Source organism: Sphingobium phenoxybenzoativorans, from assembly GCF_018286635.1.
Lineage (GTDB): Bacteria > Pseudomonadota > Alphaproteobacteria > Sphingomonadales > Sphingomonadaceae > Sphingobium > Sphingobium phenoxybenzoativorans.
This window is the reverse complement of the sequence record NZ_CP073910.1, coordinates 2,648,580-2,662,168: the sequence shown is the minus strand read 5'-3', so window position 1 is coordinate 2,662,168 and position 13,589 is coordinate 2,648,580. Positions and strand designations below refer to the sequence as shown.

Sequence of the window (13,589 nt, the reverse complement as noted above, 5' to 3'; positions counted from 1 at the left end):
GATCATCGGAGCGGGGCTGGTTGCCTGGTTTGTTGCGGACGGTGGCCGGGACGACTGGCTTGCCTGAGCCTTCGTGGGGTTAAAGAGCCGCCCACGCTGATTATTTTTCGTCCGGGGCGCTGCATGCTTTCCGGGCATGCCCGTTTAAGGCCAACCTTCCGGCATTAGAGCCGATGCGGTAATCCAGCGCTATATTTAGCCGACATTCCATAGCCTTGCGCCCAGATGTTATGGACAGCTTTCCTTCTGGATAGTTGCCGACTGTTTCCTCGCAGATTTCCCTCCAGAATGGTCCTTTCCGGAGCGGCGCACCATACTCAGAAACACGCCAGACATTAATGTTTTTTCACGTTGTTCAGGAATGAAACAGCAAGGCTATTCATGCCAATTCTAGCGCCTTGCTAACTCAAATTTATGCTCCCTACTATTAGGGGCGGTAATTCTGAGGGGGATTATATGGCAACCATCATAGTACCAAGTTCGCTCCGTCGTTACACGGAGCAGCAGACGCGCGTAACCATTCCGGTCAACACAGTTGAGGAAGCATTGGCGCGATTTTCCGAGAATTCCGCCGATCTTCGCAATCACCTTTTTTCCGGCAATGCGCTGCGCAAATTCGTAGTGGTTTGCAAGAACGGCAAGGACATCCGCCTTCTCGATGGCCTGTCCACCCCGATCGGGAATGACGATGAAGTGCAGATCATCGCCAGCGTGGCCGGCGGATGAACGCCCCCGTCTCCATGGGCATGATGCCTGAATTGAGCGATCAGGAGCTTCGCCGCTTCGGCCGCCATCTCATCATGCCGGAATTCGGCATTGAGGGGCAACGCGCCCTGAAAGCGGGCAGCGTTCTGCTCATCGGCCTTGGCGGTCTCGGCAGCCCGGCCTCGCTCTATCTGGCAGCGGCCGGTATAGGCCGGATCGGTCTGGTGGACGCGGACGTGGTCGAGGAGACCAATCTGCAGCGGCAGATCGCGCATGGCTATAAAGTGCTCGGTACGCTGAAAAACGCTTCGGCTGAGGCGCGTATGCTGGACCTCAATCCCGATGTGGTGATCGAGCGGCATGACGTCCGGCTGAGCATCGACAATGCGCTGGACCTGATCTCGCAATATGATGTGGTGATCGACGGGACGGACAATTTCCCGACCCGGTATCTGGTCAACGACACCTGCGTAAAATTGGGCAAGCCCAATGTGTTCGGTGGCGTTCTGCGCTTTGATGGCCAGCTTAGCGTGTTCGATGCGCGCCATGGCCCCTGCTATCGGTGCATGTTCCCGGAAGCCCCACCGGTCGAGTTCGCGCCGAACTGCGCGGAAGCCGGCGTTCTGGGCGTTATGCCCGGCGTTATCGGAGCATTGCAGGCGACAGAGGCCATCAAGCTGATCAGCGGCATCGGATCGCCTATGATCGGGCGCATGCTGATCTATGACGGTCTCGACCTTAGCTTTACGACGGTGCAACTCGCCAAGGACGAGAGTTGCCCGACCTGCAGCAAGGCGCCGGAGGATATCGTGCTCAAGGAAACCGTGATGGTCTGCGCAGCGCCGGTGGGCCGGACGATCTCTGGCGAGAAGCTGCAGGAACGGCTGGCGGCCAGGGACGACATGATCATCGTGGACGTCCGCAATCCGTCTGAATGGCTGTCGGGCAGGATCGCCGGGTCCCGCGCTTTCTCCAAGCCGGATCTGGAACAGGTCCTGCAGGATACTGGCGAGACCGATCTGCCCAAGGATCGCGATCTGGTGCTGGTCTGCCAGTCGGGCATGCGGAGCAGCGCCGTCATCAAGTCTCTGGCCGCGGCGGGATATCTGCCTTCACGCCTTTATAATCTGGATAATGGCATGAATGCGTGGTCCGGCGCTGTTGAAACGGAATAGCGCCGTCGAAAAAAGCGGGGCGTTGTCCACCGGGTGCAGCAAACCGTTAAGCTGCGCGCTCTACTGAACGGGTCGCTCCTTTTAGTTGAAGTCGGATGTTCCGGGGGGAATGGTATATGGATTTGGAACGGCAGGCCGCCACGAGTGAAGACGTCATTCGCTGGATATCGACGATTGCCCCCGCCGGCGCCACGCCATCGGCGGCGGTCGCCGAAGAACTGCAGAATGCGACCGATCAGTTGATCGCCTTGTTCAAGGCGGACGGGAAGCTGGATGACAGTCCGGTCGCTCTGGCGATGAACCGGACCGTCGACCTGCATGAAGCGGCTGCGACCGCCCGTATCAAGGGCAACCGGATTCTCGTCACTGGCGGTCTGGGCGCAGTTGGTTCGCGGCTGATCCCGATCCTGGCGCGCCTGGGCGCTGCAGAGATCGCAATCGTCGACATTGCCGAACATGACTATCAGCCCGACGGAGAGGCGCACGCGCTGAAGCCAGTGGTGCACCGGGTCGATATCAACGATCTTGCGGCTTTCGATGCGATTGTCGCGGCGTTCAGGCCGCAGGTGATATTCCACCTTGCCAGCATCCGCGAACCCGGCCGCGCAGAGGTGGTGGTGCGCGAGGCGATCGACACCAATGTCTTTGGTACGCGGAACGTCATCGACCTTTGCCTGAAGCATGGCGTTGAGGACGCGATCTATTCTTCCACGGGCAAATGCTTCGCCTATGTGACCGACCATGTATACACCGGCAGCAAGAAGCTGGCCGAGGCGCAATGGGCGGTGGCTGCACGGGCCAGCACATCGACCCGCTTCCGCTGCACGCGTTTCACCCATGTCATGGAAAATGGCGTGGTTGCGCAGGATATCGCAGACGGCATCGACCGAGGGTTGGTCGGCCTGCACGGGCCGGACCGGCATTTCAATGTGCAAAATCTGCGCCAGGCCACGCATCTTCTGATCAACGCCCTTGCCCTGTCGGAAACGACTCCGGTTGACGGCTATTGGTCCGCTGTCGATCTTGGCTGGCCGGTCAATACGCTTGAACTGGCGCTCTACAAAATCGTCCAGAGCGGCAAGCGGGCGGCGGTCTATTTCTCCGGCGTTCCCAGCGGTTATGACGAGGTGTTCTTCCGCGGCCAGTTTTCCTGGAACGATGAGGTCGAATATCATCCCTTGATCAATGCGCTGGAAGCGCCGGCGGGTTTTGGCGACAGCAGCGGGACCATGGCGGGCGCGCGCATCCAGATGTTTGATCCTGCCGCGCTGCAGGTGGAACTGGATCGCCTGAAGGCCAGCTTGGACGATGGATCGCTTGATTTTCCTCAGCTCAAGCAGGCGCTTCTTGAGGCGGTGAGCGGTCTTGCCGCGGCGATCTTCGCGGCGGCCGAGTTGCCGCGCATCGTCGATGTCCTGTGGTGGGGCGCGGCTCCGGCATGGGCCGGGCCGAACGCCCATCTCGCAGTCAAATTCCGTGAGGTCATCAGCCTGTTGGCGGATGCGGTTGCTGCCGGATTTGCCGGCGCGCCGGAGCTGCTGAACGGGGACATGCGCGAGAAGCTGGAGGAAGTGGCCGAAACCCTGTCCCGCGTGGGCAGTCTTTCCCCACAGGCCGCCGCGCTGAATGCGCTGCTCACAGAATCGACGGTTGTAGCCGCAAGGGCCTGAAAAAGAAAAAGCATCCCTTTCGGGACCGCAGAAGCCTGCGTCGCTCTGGCGGCGCAGGCTTTTTCGTGGTGGGGAGTTTCCCCCGGGTCGAGCCATCGAGACAGAAGTGGCTTGCCCATCCGGACGGCGGCCGCCACCAGGCAAATGCGCGATACACGACTGATGTTATGTAAAATGGTCGGGGAGAGAGGATTCGAACCTCCGGCCCCTGCCTCCCGAAGACATTAATCCCAGCCGTACATAGTGGTTTTCCGTTAGTTTCCCGTGACTTTACATGGGCTATAGTAGCCGATGTTCTCCGTTGGTTCACGGCGGTAGGTTCAAATGTATACTCCGACCCCTGTCTTGGTGAACCATGACAGAGTTGGCCATGTCAGTTCCGACAGCAGCAAAGCGCTATGGAGTATCGAGTTCCACGGTCTGGGCCGCAATAGAGCGTGGCGAGGTGCCCTGCTTTCGCGTCGGCTCGCTATTCCGCGTCTGGGAATCGAAAATACCTCAGCACGTCAAAGACCGTTGGGCGCAGGCTGGGGTTGCGGCGGAACAACCGGTCTATCCGCAAGGCAGCATTGTCTATTTCCTGGCAGGCGTCGAACCATACGTAAAGATCGGTTTCAGTAACGATTTAGCGCACCGCGTTGCTCAGCTTCAATCTGGAAGCCCGGTAACCCTTCGCCTTCTGGCTCATTTGCCGCGCGGTACTCACCACGATGAGAAAAAGTATCACCGGCGCTTTCACGGATCGCGGGCCGTCGGGGAATGGTTCACGCTCACGCCAGAAATTCAGGCAGAAATCGACCGATTGAATTCGGGAGCATCGATATGATTCAGCTCGACCTATTCGCACCCGCGCCAACCCGCGACATCGTGGGCGAGCGCTTGATAGAACTCGGCCTGGTCCCGAACGACTATATCCTGTCGCTCAATGGCGGCTTCCATATGCCAGCGGGATTCGATCTTCCTTCGCCGTGGAACCTGCCCAGCCGTTTGTTCCGATCGCCCATCGCATGCTCCGATTTTGATGGCGAAAGCCAACGCCGTGTCGGGATTAAGCATCCTCTCCTCATCGATCATCCATGGGTCCAGGAGGTTGCCGCGATGCTCGGCGATATGTTCGACCCCGATGCGCGGGGCCTGAACAAGCACGGCTATCATTTCGGCACGACCCACGGGCATTGGCACCACGCCGTCGACCTTATGAGCAGCGGCCACTGGCGCGATCTGCTGGCGACCCGTCAATTCACTACCGATGGCGATATCGTCAATGCCGTAGCCTATGGCCTCGACTATGGCCCTTATGAGGGCAAGGGTCGCGGCAAATCTCACATCACCACCGCCGTAGCACGAGAGATTCTGGACGCGATCGAGCAGCCAGTTCCATTGAAAGCCGAAATCGACGAGGCGCTGCAGACGGTCAGCATGACTGAGTCCTTCATGGATAAGAAGAAGGTTCGGCACACCAACTGGCATGGCGACCGGCTGGTGACGACGTGGGCACGGGTCATCGGGATAGAGCGCGGCTGGCTCAAAAACGACCGCAGCAGTTTCCTGACGTGGACCGATAAGGCGCTCACCGAACAGCGGGAGATGGCCGCATGACCTGCACCCCAGTCCGCCTCCCTGCCGGCGGCACCGCCATCATCTGCACCACAACCCGGCGCTGCAAGTGCGGCCGACGCGCGACGCTGCTCTGCGACTGGAAGGTGCCGACCAAGAAATCCGGGACGTGCGACGCGCCGATCTGCGCCCGCTGCACGACGTCACCAGCGCCGGACAAGGATCTGTGCCCGAAGCACGCGGCCGAGTTCAAGACATGGAAGGCGGCCCGAGCATGAAACAGCCATCCCCGCCCTACGTCATTGGCCAGGTCGTCGCGATCCCGCCAGACGCCAACCTCGAACTCGCCACCATCCTGCAGAACAAGCGCGGGATGATCGTCGCGCAGGCGAAGTCGAAGCACAACAACCAGCATATCAAGGCCGCCAAAAAGATCATGGACGGGCTTGCCGAGAACGAGCGGAGAAGAACCAACCCATTCGAGAAGGCGCGGACGTTCCTGCGTCAGAAGGGCTTCGTGCCGGTCTGTAAGGTCGATGGGGTCCATCTCGTCGGGCGGCAGCGGTTCAAGACTGAGAAGGAGGTTATTGCCTTTGCGCGGGCGAAGGGGTGGAAGTCATGAGGTCCGGCGGCTCAGTCTATGCAACCGCCCAGACCGATGACCCGGCCAATCGCGAGGAGCATGACTTTTACCCGACGCACCCCGGCGCCACCCGCGCGCTGCTGGCGGTTGAGGAATTCGACGGCGATATCTGGGAGCCGGCATGTGGCGCGGGCGATATGTCCCGCGTGCTGGAGGATGCTGGCTATACGGTCATCTCCACCGATCTGATCGATCGCGGCTATGGTGAAGGCGGACGCGACTTCCTCATGGAGTGGGCGCCGCTTGCCGCGAACATCGTCACCAACCCGCCTTTCCGGTGGGCAATCGAGTTCATCGACCGAGCGCTGATGCTCACGACAGGGAAGGTCGCCGTTTTCCTGCGCCTCGCCTTTCTCGAAGGCGTAGAGCGCGGGAAGTGGTTCAAGTCCGTTCCTCTTGCCCGTGTCTACGTCATGTCGCGGCGGGTGCCCATGCAGCGCGGCAAGCTGCAGGAGGAGGGAGATGGCCACGGCGTCATCGCCTTCGCATGGTTCGTGTTCGAGCACGGGCACACCGGCCCCGTCACTATCGGCTTCCTCGACTGGAAGGATCATCCATGACCGACATCATCCCCGCCACCCGCCAGGCCCGCCGCGCCGTCGTCCAGGCCGGTGGAACGCCGACCCACTGGATCATGACGCACGAGGTCGAGAGCACGCTCCTCACGCTCATGAAGCCCTACATGACCCACGACTCCAGGAACGTGCCCCAGCGCTTCTTGGACGGGCTTCCCTATTACATCCAGGACGACCTGCCGGAGCCGGGGTTCATCTGCGGCGAGGGCAAGCTGCCCGATCCGCATCGCGAGCAGGAACTGCGCGAGGCGATTGATATGATCATGCGCAAGGCGCGGGACGAGATGGAGCCGTACCGGATCGAGCTCGCGGAGATCGAGGCGCGGAAGCCACCGCGACCGATCGTCATCCCCGCATCTGTCCTACAGGGTGACACGCAAATAGGCTGGCCACGACTCGTCCCGGAGACAGACCCCGATGCCCCACAATAATCCGTCCATTTCGGCACAGATTGTTCCGATCCGACCCTTGTTGTGCCGATCTGAGCCGTCCCGCCGCGAAGGTAAGTTTTCTAGTGCAATCGGTTCGTCGCCGGAAAATAATCCGGTGGGGACCCAAGACCATGAAAACAGGCAGGGAACGAGGATGCAGGCAGGGGAAGCGGAATTCGAAAGAGCCTACGGCCGGTTCGTATATTGGGCGACAAAATGCTCCGAAGCGGAGCGACTAGGAAGGGATGGAGAGGCGCTCATCGACCATGCTATCGAGCGGGTCTGTGCCGCGGTCGACTCACTGGTCGGGATACCGGCGGTGGACCTTCAGCAGCTAGGCAACAAGTTCGACGCCGTGATGCAACATGGCGACTGGCGGGATCATGCGGCGGCGGTGCTAGCGGATATCAGGCGGCTGGATAGCTAAAGCGTCTTGCGGGGATCGGGGAACCTGGCCTTCGCCCTTTCCCATGTTTCGGGATCGCAGATCATCTCGGTTGTTCGCTCGACCCGCACGTTGCGGTATATCCCATTCAGGATGGCATTCAGCATTTGAGAGCGGCCGATGCCGGAGCCCGGCGACGTGTCCGGTGATTCCGCATAGTCCTTGAAATCTCGGTATAGGTCAGGGCGCTTCTTATCGCTGGCGCGCCAGACCAATTCCAGGGCAGCGCGATCCTCCGACTTGAAGCTCGGGCCATAGCCGCCGGCCCTGTGGCATTCTTCGAGTTGGAGGAGCGCGCGGCGGAGGTCCATCGCTGGAATTTTGGCATAATTCATATGCTTAAGACAATGCGCGATACTTCCAGACCTCTACAGGCAAAAGGTCCAAAATGAACAGTAAAAGGTGACTGTCCCCGAATTGATGAGTCTTCCAGAATCATGCTACGTTTTTGATTACTTTTAAATCTGGCAAATTCGACGGGGATCAAGATGGATATCTTTGCGGTCCGAGAGTACATTCAATCCAAGGTTATGGCGGCGGCTCTAGAAACCGATCCGTCACCTCACTTTGTAGTAAATGAGTTCTTCCCACCGGAAATTTATGAAGCAATCCACACATATAATTTGTTCCACTACGGTGAAGGTGAGGAGTGGATCAAGCAGAAGGACATAGGACGGCGAAATGCCGAGACGCCCTTTCATCTCCGTAAACAGATCGACATACGCGGAGAGCTTGAGGCGCCCCCTGTTGCAGTGACCTTCTGGAAGGATTTGGAGCGAGTCTTCTTCGAGGATAATTGGTTTGGGGAACTGATCTATAATAAGTACCCGCAATATTTCGATATTCGGTTCGGGCCGGAAGCGCGCGATCCCAAATTTTTCGATAAGCTGAAATCAATGCTGTTCGTACAGCGGCACGATCGCGGCTACAGCATTGGCCCGCATACGGACGCACCGAAGCGCGTCTTCACCTGCATTTTCTATTTCCCGCAAATGACCGGCGGAGAAAAGTTTGGCACTCAATTTCTGCGCCCGCTTGATGGCAACAGCCGCTGCTCGGGTCATGGCCATCATGACGCCAGGGATTTTGAGGTGGTCAAGACCGTCGACTATGCGCCAAATAATTTCCTGCTTTTCTTTAAGACCAGCAGCGCTTTCCACGGCGTCGCGCACATTGACGAGGACGTGCCCAACGATCGCTACGGCATGCAACTCGGCTTCTACGAGCCCGACGGCGGGGTCTACAAGGATCTTTCCGGGATCAGCGTTTTGGACGGAAAGGGGCTCAAGCCGCTATTGAGCCTCAAATTGTTTGGCCGCAAATTCCGGCTGATGCAGGACTGATGAACGAACATGACAAAGCATGGCAGCTGAAAGAGCGCCTTGCCAAAATGCCCCGCACCGGATTGTTGAAGCGCTTCCGGTTCCGGTTCGTTCGTCGCCTATATACGTTGGCTCAGAATCGGCTTGGCTTCTACATTCCGTTTGAGACGCCGTTCGAAACCAAGCCCTACTTCCCCCACGGCCTGCATGGGGTCTTCGTATCGAAACGAGCGACGGTTGGCGCGCATTGCGTGATCTTCCATCACGTCACCATCGGTGCAAACACCTCGATCGATTCTAAAGGGCTGGGCGCGCCGGTGATTGGCGACCGTTGCTATATCGGTGTCGGCGCGAAGATCATCGGTAATGTGCGGATCGGCAATGATGTGCGGATCGGCGCAAACGCCGTGGTTACCCGCGATGTTCCCGATCGCGGGACCGTCATCGGCGTGAACGATATCCGCGTGTCAGAGCGCCAACCTGATAACCGCTACTTCAGCCGCAGCCCCAAAGGATGGCTTGCCCACAATGGTGAGACCGCCGTGCCAGTCCCTCCTGAATATGTGGAGAGACTGGAGGCGGCATTTCCTCGGGCGTTCTAGAGGTGTGCGAGTTTAGGCTGTCCTCGTGCCCTGCACACGCTTCACCTTCGGTCGATTAAGCACGGTCGGATGGACCGGAAGGGTATAGCTTCCGCCTGTCACTACGGCACCGGAAATCGTCTGTGTGCTATCATCGTCAAAGGTGAAGATGAAATCATAGGTGCCGTTCACCACATTGTTCAGCGTCAGGCCGTCCGCAGCCAGGGCTGCGCTGCTTGCTCCGGTCACGATAATTGGTCCTACGGTCGTGCTAGCCACAGCCTGTGCGCCAGTTTGATAGCATGTCGCAGTCGAGGTTATAACCGCCAATCGCGCGTCGGTCCCGCTGTTTATAAATGCGACAATCGTGCTCGCGGTGCTATTGGCGAGAAGGGTGGCCCGAACCCATATCCGATACCAGCCATTCGCCATGACCTGGATGCCAGCGGCTAAAAGATTGGCGCCGATCGTCCCCATTGACCCCGAGCCGGTCAGGTTGAAGTTGGCGTAGGCGTTCGCACCAAACGGAGTGCCGTTGAGGACCATCTGATACCAAGTGCTTCCAGTAATGGGTTTGACCAATCTGGAGACGGTAAAGACGGTGCCTGACCCCGCATATGTCACGCTAGGGGAATTTAGATAGTGAGGCGAATTCCCAGCTCCGCAAGCAACCAATGCTGCGTCGGTGCCGGTGACAGGATCAGACTGACCCGCTGTTTTTGTGACATTATTTGCCGACCACCCGGCATCGCTGGTCGTATTGCTGTACGGATTCAAGTTCGTGATCGACGCGCGCGACCAATAACCTTCGCCCGCCTGAAGGCCCGGGGCGTCTGCGGCGCAGGAGAGGAGCGATCCATTGGCGAGCAATTCATACTTCGCGCCTGAGCGAGAATAGCTAGCCAGGGCAAGCAGGTTAGAACTCTGCGCGGACCCAACCTGATACACCGGCGAAGCGTCGCTAAACGGCAGTATGATCGCCGTGCTCAAGAGAGCCGCCGCCTTGGTGCGCTTGCCCAGCCGATAGCCGTATCCGAAGCCGTAAGCCATCAGGTCGCTGCGATGACAGAAATACGCTGGCCTTCTTCGACGAACACGACATCATCCCGGCCGTCGCGCCAGAACCGCGCAGTCTGATCAGCCACGACGCTGGCGCCAATAGCTACGCGCGCATTGGCGCCGACGATCGAAATTTCGTAAAGCCCCTGATCCAGCGCCGCGCTGTTTTGGACACCGGATGTGTAATCCAGATCGATGCTCACCCCGAGTTGCGCGCCCAACACGGGCAACGGCATTCCGCCCCTCGATCGCGGACCGTTGACGGAGCCATTCGAATATTTCGTAATATATGCTTTTGCCATCGCTTAGCCTCCCGATGCCAAAGGGTTCTGAAGTGCGGCAATTTTCTCCCGCACCGTTTCCGCGTCGCCCTCATCAAGCCCTTCGTAGGTCAGGATCGCTTTTAGCTCTCCGATCACTACGTCGATATGCTGCGGAGGGACGCCGTGAGGGTCTTCCGCAAGCAGGGCGGACAGCGCATCAGCCTCACCAACAACGTCATGCAGTCTATCAAGTACCGATTGTTCTATGCTCATGAGTAATACCTCGGCGGGTTGTTCTTGTAGGGATGGCCAGAGGGCAGAAGGCCGGTCATGCCACGTTGGTGGGCATAGTAGCCGATCACCTTATCCACATTGACCTCGGAGATACTGCTCTTGCTGAGCGCCAGGCGTCCGACCTTGCCGTTAAATGTCGTGCTTCCGCCGGATGGGGCCGCCAATAAGGTGGCTGCTGCTTCATTCTGGCTATAGATGGCACCGTAAGTGCCAGCGGGACCGTCTGCTTGCGCTACAGCAATTGCCCAACCGGACGTGGTCGGGATCGTTCCTTCTGGTATTTCAACGGATGTCCCGTTGATCTTGCACTTCACGCCCAGAGGAGACCAATAGAACATGATAATGTGCGGGGCCGTATATTCGAAAATTGGGGTCTTATTATCGAAGCCGTTGACCCTGATCCCGGCTGTTCCATCCGGGAAGTAGCCGAACAAGTTGACGAGATTGACGCCATAAACGAGCGACGTGGCAGCCAGGACATCGCCCGCTATGGTTGAAACAAGGCATCCTTTACCAACCAGGCCGGCCGCATCGTACCCAGGTCGCTTCGTGTCATCTGTTTGCGAGGCATTATTTGCAAAGCTCGACTGATCAGCCACGGCGGATATTTTACCGCCGACCAAGGTCAGCGAGGACGGTTTGTCGAAGTCATATTCCAGGTTCAGGTTTGCCCCGAAAAATGACATGTCGAACGGAATGTCTTCTTTCACCTCAATGATTACATGCCGGACATTCGCGCCCTTCTTGCTCGGGATGCCAGGAGACCAGAAAGAAACATCGCCTTCATAGGTCCCCGGTGCCGGATTGTCGGTCGCATGATAAAGGTCTCCGTTCGCGCGATTGACGCGGAACTGCGAAGGGCCAGACCAGGTAGCGCGTGGCGCGACAGGCGGATTGTTGCTTGCCCGACACTGGCCAGCCAGATCGCCCGCCTTTCGGGTTTCAACGGTCTGGATATTGAGGTTAGGCAGGCAGCGCGGCTGCACCACATTCGGATCGAATGTGATCGCCTTTCCGGGATGATCATCGCCGACCAGCTGGCCGACCTTATTCCACTCTGCTGCAATACGGCCCTCAATGTCGCGCCGGGGCAGGGCGATGGGATCGCCGGTAAGCAGAGGCGGCTGATAATAGGTTGGCTGCGCCAGCGAGCGTCCCGGATTGAGCAGGATGAAGGCGTTCTCTGACGCGACATATTTGAAGTTGCAGCGCCCGACCAGATCGCCAGGGGCCACCGCGATAAACCCGCCATTCCAGGGCGGGGGCAGCAGGAAGCTGCTGTATTTCTTGATGACCTTCGGACCAAGGCCGTTGACGTTCAGCGTCGGCGTTGCCGTGCCGTTCGGCGCATTGACCGTGCCGCTGAATATGCGGCCATTTTCATAGGCCCCGGTCATGGGTAGACCGCTGGTCATGGTCAGCGCGTCGGCGGTTCCGCCGATGGCCAGATTGTCCCAATCAGGATTCTGCCAGGACTTCAGCCAATCGACGTCCATCCATACGATGACGTTATCTTCCCAGCCTGTGACGCCATTTTTGGTGAGCCGGACATTGCTGCTGGCCATTAGATATTCGCTGGTCTGATGGGAAACCAACATGTGCATTTTCTGATGATATTCGTCGATCATCGGGATACGCTGTATCTCGATGCCGTCCATATAATTGATCTTCCATTCGGGCGTATAAAGCAGGCCGAACTCGTGATAGGCGTCGCCCCACTCAAAATTCACGTCCGCACCGAATGTCGGGTTAGGGTTCATACTCATTGTCTGGCCGGACATATTATAGTCCGTCGAGATATAGCCGGGCGCTAGAACGCTGCTCGGAGGATTGTGATAGTGCCACGCAGTGTGATGTGTGCCGTCGCCACGCAAAACATTATCGCGAGAACTGATATATAGCTCAGCTGAATCATCCTCGATGGTTGGCTTGTCACGAAGGTTCCAACGGTTGCTGTAGGTCCAGAATGCCGGCCATGCGATCATTGTGTCAGACCGGTAAGTCGGCATGGTCTTCATGCGGCAGGCGAAGTAGCCATACTGCTGTTCGAAACCTTCGGAAGTGGTGGTAACCCCGTCCTCACAGGCGTGAACATTAACGCCGGGGATGAGGCGCATCGTCTCTAGATTAGTGCTGTAATTTAGCGGCCCCACGGCGGTGAACCGCCCCGCTCCCATCCGCAAGACCGATGCATCGCCTTGAACATAGAGCGAATTTTTGCCTTCGGTATTACCCGTTGGAACGAACGCTTTCGTTGCCATCTTGCCGATGCGGATGCTGTCGTAACTACCACGCGCATAAACCCGGCTAGGATTTGATGAATGCGGGGTGGCCTCACTTGTATCGACCACCGCCGTCGAGACATCCGCAAAATCTTGGAGAAAGGTCTGCACCCAAGTGCCAGCATTATAGCCCATGCTCGCAATCAATTCACCGCGATGTGTGATGTCTCGCGCGGTTCGATTGATGAAATAGTCATAGACCTGTTGGTGCGTGAGGGGGCGGACCATTATGCGGCCTCCAGCTTGAGCGGTGAGATGTAGACTTCGCCTGCCTCGCCGACATCGACATGGATCGGCGTGCGCAACTGACCACGGGTAAGGCGAATGCTGTCACCATTGACGCGAATTACGACCGCTGTTTCGAAGTCAGCATTCACGTATGATGCATGGGACGGAGCAGCCTGGGAGGATTCGCGTGGCCGATAAACCAAAGAACGAAATGCCTGAGATACCCACGTTGCTAGCCGGCGCCGTAGGACTACAGTCTGAGCGGATGCTCGCCAGATTGAGGGTAAGAAACGACGAGCATTCGCCAGAAATGGAATATACATTTTGGTTAGATCCTGAGAGCGCCAGAGATATTGGCC

The 13,589-nt window shown here is 58.2% G+C and carries 17 protein-coding genes; 12 read left to right on the top strand and 5 right to left on the bottom strand.

Translation table 11 applies throughout. The annotated features are described in order from the left end of the window. Positions 1-456 precede the first annotated feature (456 nt). The 12 genes from KFK14_RS13120 (at position 457) to KFK14_RS13065 (ending at position 9,125) form a co-directional block, all read left to right on the top strand. Entirely contained in the window at positions 457-726 is a 270-nt protein-coding gene (locus tag KFK14_RS13120) for a MoaD/ThiS family protein (protein ID WP_070156590.1), read from the top strand. Further along, on the top strand, positions 723-1,880 hold the full coding sequence (moeB, locus tag KFK14_RS13115; protein WP_212607982.1) for a molybdopterin-synthase adenylyltransferase MoeB: 1,158 nt from the start codon (positions 723-725) through the stop codon (positions 1,878-1,880). Before KFK14_RS13120 ends, moeB begins: the two co-directional genes overlap by 4 nt. A 116-nt stretch (positions 1,881-1,996) precedes the next feature. Further along, entirely contained in the window at positions 1,997-3,550 is a 1,554-nt protein-coding gene (locus KFK14_RS13110) for a polysaccharide biosynthesis protein (protein WP_212607981.1), read from the top strand. A 355-nt stretch (positions 3,551-3,905) separates the two neighbouring features. Next, entirely contained in the window at positions 3,906-4,376 is a 471-nt protein-coding gene (locus KFK14_RS13105) for a GIY-YIG nuclease family protein (RefSeq protein ID WP_212607980.1), read from the top strand. Continuing rightward, positions 4,373-5,149, top strand: coding sequence for a hypothetical protein (locus tag KFK14_RS13100; RefSeq protein WP_212607979.1), 777 nt, complete (start codon positions 4,373-4,375; stop codon positions 5,147-5,149). The genes KFK14_RS13105 and KFK14_RS13100 overlap by 4 nt, the downstream gene beginning before the upstream one ends. Next, positions 5,146-5,385, top strand: coding sequence for a hypothetical protein (locus KFK14_RS13095; RefSeq protein ID WP_212607978.1), 240 nt, complete (start codon positions 5,146-5,148; stop codon positions 5,383-5,385). The genes KFK14_RS13100 and KFK14_RS13095 overlap by 4 nt, the downstream gene beginning before the upstream one ends. Continuing rightward, a complete protein-coding gene (locus KFK14_RS13090) occupies positions 5,382-5,729 on the top strand; it encodes a hypothetical protein (RefSeq protein WP_212607977.1) in 348 nt (115 codons plus the stop codon). The genes KFK14_RS13095 and KFK14_RS13090 overlap by 4 nt, the downstream gene beginning before the upstream one ends. Continuing rightward, positions 5,726-6,310, top strand: coding sequence for a hypothetical protein (locus KFK14_RS13085; protein ID WP_212607976.1), 585 nt, complete (start codon positions 5,726-5,728; stop codon positions 6,308-6,310). Before KFK14_RS13090 ends, KFK14_RS13085 begins: the two co-directional genes overlap by 4 nt. Then, entirely contained in the window at positions 6,307-6,756 is a 450-nt protein-coding gene (locus tag KFK14_RS13080; RefSeq protein WP_212607975.1) for a hypothetical protein, read from the top strand. Before KFK14_RS13085 ends, KFK14_RS13080 begins: the two co-directional genes overlap by 4 nt. Positions 6,757-6,910: 154 nt before the next feature. After that, positions 6,911-7,183 (top strand): hypothetical protein, encoded by a 273-nt coding sequence (locus tag KFK14_RS13075; protein WP_212607974.1) that lies wholly within the window; start codon positions 6,911-6,913, stop codon positions 7,181-7,183. 506 nt (positions 7,184-7,689) lie between these two features. After that, a complete protein-coding gene (locus KFK14_RS13070; RefSeq protein WP_212607973.1) occupies positions 7,690-8,544 on the top strand; it encodes a hypothetical protein in 855 nt (284 codons plus the stop codon). Further along, on the top strand, positions 8,544-9,125 hold the full coding sequence (locus KFK14_RS13065) for a serine acetyltransferase (protein ID WP_212607972.1): 582 nt from the start codon (positions 8,544-8,546) through the stop codon (positions 9,123-9,125). Before KFK14_RS13070 ends, KFK14_RS13065 begins: the two co-directional genes overlap by 1 nt. A 12-nt stretch (positions 9,126-9,137) precedes the next feature. On the opposite strand, the gene KFK14_RS13060 is transcribed toward KFK14_RS13065, so the two are convergent. Genes KFK14_RS13060 through KFK14_RS13040 form a run of 5 tightly spaced genes read right to left on the bottom strand, consistent with a single transcriptional unit; the run spans position 9,138 to position 13,379 of the window. Continuing rightward, positions 9,138-10,154: a phage head spike fiber domain-containing protein gene (locus tag KFK14_RS13060; RefSeq protein ID WP_212607971.1), complete on the bottom strand. Its 1,017-nt coding sequence runs from the start codon at positions 10,152-10,154 to the stop codon at positions 9,138-9,140. Next, positions 10,154-10,465: a hypothetical protein gene (locus KFK14_RS13055; RefSeq protein ID WP_212607970.1), complete on the bottom strand. Its 312-nt coding sequence runs from the start codon at positions 10,463-10,465 to the stop codon at positions 10,154-10,156. The genes KFK14_RS13060 and KFK14_RS13055 overlap by 1 nt, the downstream gene beginning before the upstream one ends. Before the next feature lie 3 nt (positions 10,466-10,468). Then, the gene (locus KFK14_RS13050; protein WP_212607969.1) at positions 10,469-10,699 is read right to left on the bottom strand and encodes a hypothetical protein; all 231 of its coding nucleotides are present in this window, start codon (positions 10,697-10,699) and stop codon (positions 10,469-10,471) included. Further along, positions 10,696-13,230 (bottom strand): glycoside hydrolase family 16 protein, encoded by a 2,535-nt coding sequence (locus KFK14_RS13045; protein WP_212607968.1) that lies wholly within the window; start codon positions 13,228-13,230, stop codon positions 10,696-10,698. Before KFK14_RS13045 ends, KFK14_RS13050 begins: the two co-directional genes overlap by 4 nt. Next, on the bottom strand, positions 13,230-13,379 hold the full coding sequence (locus KFK14_RS13040; protein WP_212607967.1) for a hypothetical protein: 150 nt from the start codon (positions 13,377-13,379) through the stop codon (positions 13,230-13,232). Before KFK14_RS13040 ends, KFK14_RS13045 begins: the two co-directional genes overlap by 1 nt. Between the last annotated feature and the right edge of the window lie 210 nt (positions 13,380-13,589).

Bases quoted from the DNA above. Each gene is read 5' to 3' on its own strand.
- KFK14_RS13120 (WP_070156590.1), top strand. From the start codon at position 457: ATGGCAACCATCATAGTACCAAGTTCGCTCCGTCGTTACACGGAGCAG.
- moeB (WP_212607982.1), top strand. From the start codon at position 723: ATGAACGCCCCCGTCTCCATGGGCATGATGCCTGAATTGAGCGATCAG.
- KFK14_RS13110 (WP_212607981.1), top strand. From the start codon at position 1,997: ATGGATTTGGAACGGCAGGCCGCCACGAGTGAAGACGTCATTCGCTGG.
- KFK14_RS13105 (WP_212607980.1), top strand. From the start codon at position 3,906: ATGACAGAGTTGGCCATGTCAGTTCCGACAGCAGCAAAGCGCTATGGA.
- KFK14_RS13100 (WP_212607979.1), top strand. From the start codon at position 4,373: ATGATTCAGCTCGACCTATTCGCACCCGCGCCAACCCGCGACATCGTG.
- KFK14_RS13095 (WP_212607978.1), top strand. From the start codon at position 5,146: ATGACCTGCACCCCAGTCCGCCTCCCTGCCGGCGGCACCGCCATCATC.
- KFK14_RS13090 (WP_212607977.1), top strand. From the start codon at position 5,382: ATGAAACAGCCATCCCCGCCCTACGTCATTGGCCAGGTCGTCGCGATC.
- KFK14_RS13085 (WP_212607976.1), top strand. From the start codon at position 5,726: ATGAGGTCCGGCGGCTCAGTCTATGCAACCGCCCAGACCGATGACCCG.
- KFK14_RS13080 (WP_212607975.1), top strand. From the start codon at position 6,307: ATGACCGACATCATCCCCGCCACCCGCCAGGCCCGCCGCGCCGTCGTC.
- KFK14_RS13075 (WP_212607974.1), top strand. From the start codon at position 6,911: ATGCAGGCAGGGGAAGCGGAATTCGAAAGAGCCTACGGCCGGTTCGTA.
- KFK14_RS13070 (WP_212607973.1), top strand. From the start codon at position 7,690: ATGGATATCTTTGCGGTCCGAGAGTACATTCAATCCAAGGTTATGGCG.
- KFK14_RS13065 (WP_212607972.1), top strand. From the start codon at position 8,544: ATGAACGAACATGACAAAGCATGGCAGCTGAAAGAGCGCCTTGCCAAA.
- KFK14_RS13060 (WP_212607971.1), bottom strand. From the start codon at position 10,154: ATGGCTTACGGCTTCGGATACGGCTATCGGCTGGGCAAGCGCACCAAG.
- KFK14_RS13055 (WP_212607970.1), bottom strand. From the start codon at position 10,465: ATGGCAAAAGCATATATTACGAAATATTCGAATGGCTCCGTCAACGGT.
- KFK14_RS13050 (WP_212607969.1), bottom strand. From the start codon at position 10,699: ATGAGCATAGAACAATCGGTACTTGATAGACTGCATGACGTTGTTGGT.
- KFK14_RS13045 (WP_212607968.1), bottom strand. From the start codon at position 13,230: ATGGTCCGCCCCCTCACGCACCAACAGGTCTATGACTATTTCATCAAT.